6 protein-coding genes are annotated in these 6000 nt (G+C 73.7%); 2 read left to right on the plus strand and 4 right to left on the minus strand.

Annotated features, from left to right (window positions below; translation table 11 throughout):
- Positions 1–25 precede the first annotated feature (25 nt).
- Positions 26–526, plus strand: a complete 501-nt coding sequence (locus ETD85_RS37945) for a cyclophilin-like fold protein (RefSeq protein ID WP_138694657.1) — start codon at positions 26–28, stop codon at positions 524–526.
- Here the strand turns inward: ETD85_RS37945 and ETD85_RS66120 are convergent.
- On the minus strand, positions 486–1214 hold the full coding sequence (locus tag ETD85_RS66120) for a carboxylesterase family protein (protein WP_240779688.1): 729 nt from the start codon (positions 1212–1214) through the stop codon (positions 486–488). The two genes, ETD85_RS37945 and ETD85_RS66120, sit on opposite strands and share 41 nt — an antisense overlap.
- Positions 1215–1311: 97 nt before the next feature.
- Here ETD85_RS66120 and ETD85_RS37955 point away from each other — a divergent pair, with 97 nt between their 5' ends.
- Entirely contained in the window at positions 1312–1911 is a 600-nt protein-coding gene (locus ETD85_RS37955; RefSeq protein WP_138694658.1) for a TetR/AcrR family transcriptional regulator, read from the plus strand.
- A gap of 238 nt (positions 1912–2149) precedes the next feature.
- Here the strand turns inward: ETD85_RS37955 and ETD85_RS37960 are convergent, their stop codons facing one another.
- The 3 genes from ETD85_RS37960 to ETD85_RS37970 form a co-directional block, all read right to left on the minus strand.
- Entirely contained in the window at positions 2150–3472 is a 1323-nt protein-coding gene (locus ETD85_RS37960; protein WP_240779689.1) for a serine hydrolase domain-containing protein, read from the minus strand.
- Positions 3473–3623: 151 nt separating this feature from the next.
- Positions 3624–5177: a hypothetical protein gene (locus tag ETD85_RS37965; protein WP_138694660.1), complete on the minus strand. Its 1554-nt coding sequence runs from the start codon at positions 5175–5177 to the stop codon at positions 3624–3626.
- Positions 5178–5214: 37 nt separating this feature from the next.
- Positions 5215–6000 (minus strand): CE1 family esterase (locus tag ETD85_RS37970; protein WP_276617304.1); only part of this gene is annotated, 786 nt, incomplete at its 5' end.

The following is a 6000-nucleotide window of genomic DNA, read 5'->3' on the forward strand; positions in this document are numbered from 1 at the left end:
AGGGCTGCTCGGATGTGCTGACCGCATGACCGTCGCCGTCCGGCCCCGCCGCCTTGCCGCCCTCCTGCTGACCATCGCCCTGGTCGCCGTCGTGGCCGGCTGCTCGCTCCCGGCCTACCCGCACCTGGCCGGGCCACTGTCACCGTCGGGGACGCCGGTGGTGCTGCGGCTCGGCGGCCAGGCCGTCACCGCGACCCTGACCGGCACGCCGCCGTCGCGGCAGTTCGCCGCGATGCTGCCGTTGACCGTGCAGCTGACGGACGCGTGGGGGCAGGCCAAGGCGGGGCCGCTGCCGCGCTCGCTGGCGGTCGGCGGCGGCACGCCGGTCCACGATCCCACCCGGGGCGAGATCTACTACTGGCCCTCGAACGGGGTGATCGCCGTCTACTACGACGATCTCGGCCAGACGGTCCCCGATCCGGGCCTGATCCGCCTCGGCGTCGTCAAGACCGGCCTGGACCGGCTCGCCGAGGCGGGCAGGCGGGTCACGGTCCGGATCGAACCGGCTGCCGCGACCGGCTCCTAACCCCGTGAATCGGCACTCGCTCAGAGGGGCCGGTCGTGGGCGAGCTCCACCGTGGCGAGGGGAGGCGGAGAGCGAGCCCATCCGGGCCCTGGCCGGGATCATCCGTGACCTGGGCCCTCTCCCGTCGGCCTCTCCCGGCTCTTGATGTCGCCCCGACGGGCAGGTGAGTGGCGGCGTTGCAGTCGGAGGAGCCGACCCGGACAATTACGAGAGATCGAAGGGGGCGGGGGAGTGGCCTTGCCAGATCTGGCGGGATGCCTGTTCGGGGTAGGGCAGAGTCTTCGACTCGGTGTCCAGGACAGTTGATGGTCACCACGACGAGTCCCGCCTCGGCCAGCGCTGCCGGGTCGAACATCGGGTCGCTCGACGCCGCCGAGAGGTAGCCGCCCACGGGGATCCACACCAGCACCGGCAGTCCCGCCGCGCCGGGATCCGGAGTGCCGACGTTGAGCGTCAGCCAGTCGGTGCCCTGCGGGGGCACGTCGATCGGCAGGGACAGCGGCACCACGGGGCCGAACTCGACCGCCTGCCTCGTCCCCTCCCAGCGGTGCGGCGGCGCGGGCGCGGCGAAGCGGAGCGCTCCGACCGGGGGCTGGGCGTAGGGGATGCCGCGGAACACCGCGTGCCCCTGCCGCCGGCGCCCCTGCACCACGCCTTCCGTGGTCCGCACCTTTGGCTGTTCGGGCATGACGACTCCTTCCCTCGAGTGGACCCCAGGATTATGGGTCAGGTGTATTATGTCAACCGTATTGGAACAGTCCCGGGGTACGAGGAGGGGGCCGGCGATGCCGAAACAGGTGGATCACCGCGGACGCCGCGAAGCGATCGCCCGCGCACTGTGGCGCGTGGTGGCGCAGCGGGGCGTCACACAGCTGACGATGCGCGTGGTGGCGCAGGAGGCGGGCATGTCACTCGGGCAGCTGCAGCACTACTTCGCCTCCCGGACCGCCATGCTCTCCTTCGCCATGGACTTCGCCTCCGAGCAGACCTCGGTGCGCGTACACCAGGGGCTCGAAAAGCTCGGTGCCCGTCCGCACCCCCGTGACGTGCTGCGACTGACGCTCGCGGAAATGCTCCCCCTGCATGCCGACGCCCGCGCGACCAGCAGGATGAGCGCCGCCTACGTCCTGGAGGCGCTGCACGACGAGGCCGTGCACGAGCAGGCGCGCCGCGGCCTCGTCCAAGGGCGGGCCCTCGTCGAGCAGTTGGTCCGCCAGGCGATCGCCGACGGGCACATCGACTCCGGCCGCGACCCGGCGACCGAGGCCAACCTGCTCCTCGCCCTCACCGGCTTCACCTCCCTGATCGAACTCGACGTGATCGAGCCCCAGGACGCGCTCGCCGCGATCGACGTGCATCTGGACCGGCTGTTCAGGAGTACGTGACCTGCCCCCGGACACGGGGGCAGGTCGGACAAGATCAGCTCTAGTCCGGCCGCTCCCCGGCCTGATGCCATCCGACCGGCCACCTCTACCTCGGCACCGCGCTCCCTGAACCGACGCTCAGCTGCTCTCGTGGGCGCCGTCGTGGAAGGGACGGTCCCAGGATCGCCACGCACACGACCATGCTGCCACTCGCCGGTCCCTGTGCTGAGGGCTCCCGGGACGGCGGCGCGCCCGGTGGTCAGGCGTGCCAGCCGCTCACCCCGCCCGGCACCGGCCCGTCCGGTGCGTAGGGGTCGCGGGTGAAGACGAACGTGTTGACGTCCAGGTGGTCCTCGGCCACGCGCAGGGTCTCCCCGGCGTAGTAGCCGTCCAGCCCGAGCCACGTCCCGTCGTCCTGGGGCACGAACCTGGAGGCCCGCCCGCCGCCGCCGACCGGCTCCAGCGACAGGCCGCGCCCGGGCAGCAGCCGCACCGCGTACGGCTTGGGCCCCCAGTGCCACAGCCCGGTCAGCGCCAGCAGGCGGGGGTCGGCCTCGGCGGGCTGCCATTCGTCGGGCAGGCGCGGCTCGTGCTCCTCCAGGATGTTCAGGAGGTCGGTCGTCAGCGTGCCGGTCATCCCGCTGGTGGTGTTGGCCAGGAACAGCACGCCGACGCCTTCGCTGACGTCGGCCCACACGGTGGCCAGGAAGCCCGGCATCGACCCGGTGTGCCCGGCCAGCCGCCGCCCGCCGGTCCTGGCCAGTTGCAGGCCCAGCCCGAACCCGGCGGTCCAGGTGTCGCCGTCGTCGACGCCGGCGGGCTCGCGCATCTCGGCCAGCGTGCCGGGGCACAGCACGCCGCCGGTGTCGCCGCCGACGAACGCCGCCCACCGGGCCAGGTCGGCCGCGGTGGACCACAGCTGCCCGGCCGGGCCCATGGCGTCGGCGTCGTGCTCGGGCTCGCGCAGCACCACGTCGGCCCACGGGTGCACGGCGTAGCCGGTGGCGTGGGGTGCGCGCGGGCGGGCGGTGGTGGCGTTCATGCCGAGCGGGTCGAGCACCTCGGCCTGCAGCGTCTTGAGCCAGGTGGTGCCGCGCAGCCGCGCGACCATCTCGCCGAGGACGGCGAAGCCGACGTTGGAGTAGTGGAAGCGCCGGCCGGGCCGGTGTTTGAGCTCGGCGGGGCCGAGCCGCTCCAGCAGGTCGGCGGCGGGGATGCCGGGGGTGCGCTCCCACCAGGCGGTGGGCGGCTCGGCGGTCAGCCCGGCGGTGTGCGACAGCAGCTGGGCGATGGTCAGATGCCCGAGCGGCGTGCCGGGCAGGTGCTCGCTCAGCGGGTCGGTCAGGGCCAGCGCGCCCTCGTCGCGCAGCCGCATGACGAGGACGGCCACCATGCTCTTGGTGATCGACCCGATGCGGTATTGGGTGGCGGCGGTCGGCGGCGCGCCGTCGACGCGGCCGCGGCCGCCGAACCACGCCATGCGCCCGTCGCGGACGATCGCCGCCGTCAGCGACGGCACCCTGCATTCGGCCTGCTCGACGGCCAGCCTGCGCAGCAGCGCGCGGGCCGTCGCGTGTCCCACCTGTCCCACCTGGCTCGTGACTCCGCTCCCTGAAGGGCGCGGCATGCCGCCGGGCCGGGGTGTGACCCCGGGGGGCCGGCGGCGGCCGGGGCCCTGACCGGTGCCCCCTTGCCGGGGCAGGCGAAAAATCTACCACCGCCTGCCCCTGCCGTTAGATCAGCACCAGCCGCGGGCCGATGAGCTCTCCTTGGTGCGGCTGCGGGTGGGCCTGGTCGTGGTAGTAGTGGCCGGCGTACCAGACGACGACGTTGGCGCCGTTGATGCTCTCGCCGTTGAGGAAGCGGTTGAGCGCGGCCCGGTCGCGGGGCCCGGGGTTGCCGTCGTCGAGCTCGCGCGGGTGGTGGCGCAGGAACCACAGGTCCGACACCCCGTAGGCGTCGGCGGTCCCGTCGAACGGGCCGGGGTGGATCTGGTAGCCGCGGCCGGAGGACTTGTCGCGCACCTGCCAGTAGCGGGCGGGGTGGCGGCGCCGGCGAGAGGTCTCGCGGATGATCGGGACGGGTTCGGGGATGATGGATCCGGTGTCGTCGATCTGCTCGATCACGTCGTTGCCGGCTCCTTCGACGTCGAAGTCGAGCCGCCAGTAGGCGTGGTGGCGGTGCACCAGGCACGTCATCGGGTTGGCGGTGGCCGCGAACCCGAACCGCGGGCTGATGTCGCCGTTGTCCGACAGCCGCCAGTCGCTGGCGTAGCGATACCAGCCGGCGGCCAGCTCGCTGACGATGCGCAGCTCCTGCCCGTCGTGGTGGAAGGCGACGCCCTGGAAGTTGCCGGCGTCGGTGTCGGGGCGTTCCAGGATGGTACGGGGCGCGCTGGTGCACAGCCGCCACCCCCATCCGACCGGGTCGCTGCCGGTGGCGCTGAAGCGGGTCTCGAAGCTGACGTCGTCACGGAAGGTGGTGCCCTCCTCGTATTCGACGTTGAGTATGGGCACGTGCGCCTGGCGCAGCAGCAGCCGGCCGCGGTAGCGGACGTCGCGCAGCTCGACGCCGCCGCCGACGCCGGGGTTCTGCGGGGAGGAGGCGCGCGGGCGTACCACCAGCAGGTCCCACAGCAGGTCGCTGCCGCGGTGCACGCGTACGCGGACCTGGTCGGGGCCGCCGTGGTCAGTGAGGGAGTCGACGCCTTCCGGGACGCTGCGCTCGCAGTCGTGGTGCATGCGCACGTTGATGCCGGCCGGTGTCCAGTCGACGCTCTGCCCCACCAGGTCGACGGCCACCACCCGGTGGCGCAGCCCGGTGGGCTCGCCCGGGGTGTACACGCCGAGGGTGGGGCGGCGCACGGTGGTGCCGTCGGGGTTCTCGGCGTCGGCCAGGGGCGGCATGGGCCGGTAGACGACGACGTCGTCTCCTGCCGGGAAGCGGGGGTCGGCGCGCAGGATCGCGGCGGCGGCCTGCAGCTCGGCGCGGCTGGGCTGGGGCCGGTCGGCGCTGGGCCGCAGCTCGGCGCGTTCCGGCCGGTCCAGGGCGCCGCGCAGCTCGACGGCGCGGTTGCCGACGGGGTCGAACACGGTGGCCTGGAACGGCGCGTCATCGCCGGGGTCGTGGCCGAGCCCGGGTGCGAAGGAGACGGTGAGCCTGGCCGGGTCGGCGACCTCGAGCGCGGCCAGCGCTTCGGGGTGGGCGGCCACCGCCTGGCGTAAGCGCTGCTCGGTCAGGCCGGTGCGCGGGACTGCTTCGATCGTGACGCGTACCTGGTCGGTCATTGCTGCTCCCCGTGAGCGAGTCGTCGGTTGTGCACGGTCAGCGGGATGGGGTGCGGTCGAAGGCGTCGAGAATGAGGCCGGTGGCGTCCAGGTCGTGGGTGGTGGGGCCGAGCCGGGCGACCTCGATGGAGCCCGGCCAGGTGTGGCCGCCGCCGTTGACCGTGTACAGGCGCAGTGTGGTCCCGCCCGGGCAGGATTTCCAGTCGCGCAGCCGTACCTTCGGGGCCGGGCCGGTGGTGGCCGGGCCGGTGCAGCCGAGCGCGCCGGCCCAGCCGACGGCGGCCTGTTCCACGGGCTTCAGCACCACCAGGTCGGCGAGCCTGCGCAGGTCGCCGGTGGCGTCGCGCAGGGGGTGGCCGCCGCGGTAGGGGACGATGCGGTCGGCGGTGCCGTGGAAGGCGATGATCGTGGTGGGGGCGGCCTGCGCGCAGGGGGCGGTGATGTTGAGCCCGGCCACGGCGGCGACGCCGGCCAGCCGGCCGCGCAACGCGCAGATGAGCCCGGCGGCCATCCCGGCGCCGTAGGACATCCCGGCGGCGAACTCGCGGCGGGGGTCGGTGCACAGGCCGTGTTCGAGGTGGTCGAGCAGCGCGCCGAGGAAGGCGGTGTCGTCGGGGCCGGCGGTGTGCGGCAGCGTCCAGCCCATGCGGTCCTTGGCGGCCTGCGGGGTGGCGACGATGTAGCCGCGGCGGGGCCCGATCTCGCCGAGGCGGCTGTAGGCGCTCTGCTGGGCGGCCGAGGAGCCGAGGCCGTGCAGGTCGAGCAGGATCGGGTGGGGGCCGGGGCCGTCGGGCAGGGCCAGCAGGAAGCGGCGTTGCAGGCC

The organism is Nonomuraea zeae (genome assembly GCF_005889725.1).
Taxonomy (GTDB): domain Bacteria; phylum Actinomycetota; class Actinomycetes; order Streptosporangiales; family Streptosporangiaceae; genus Nonomuraea; species Nonomuraea zeae.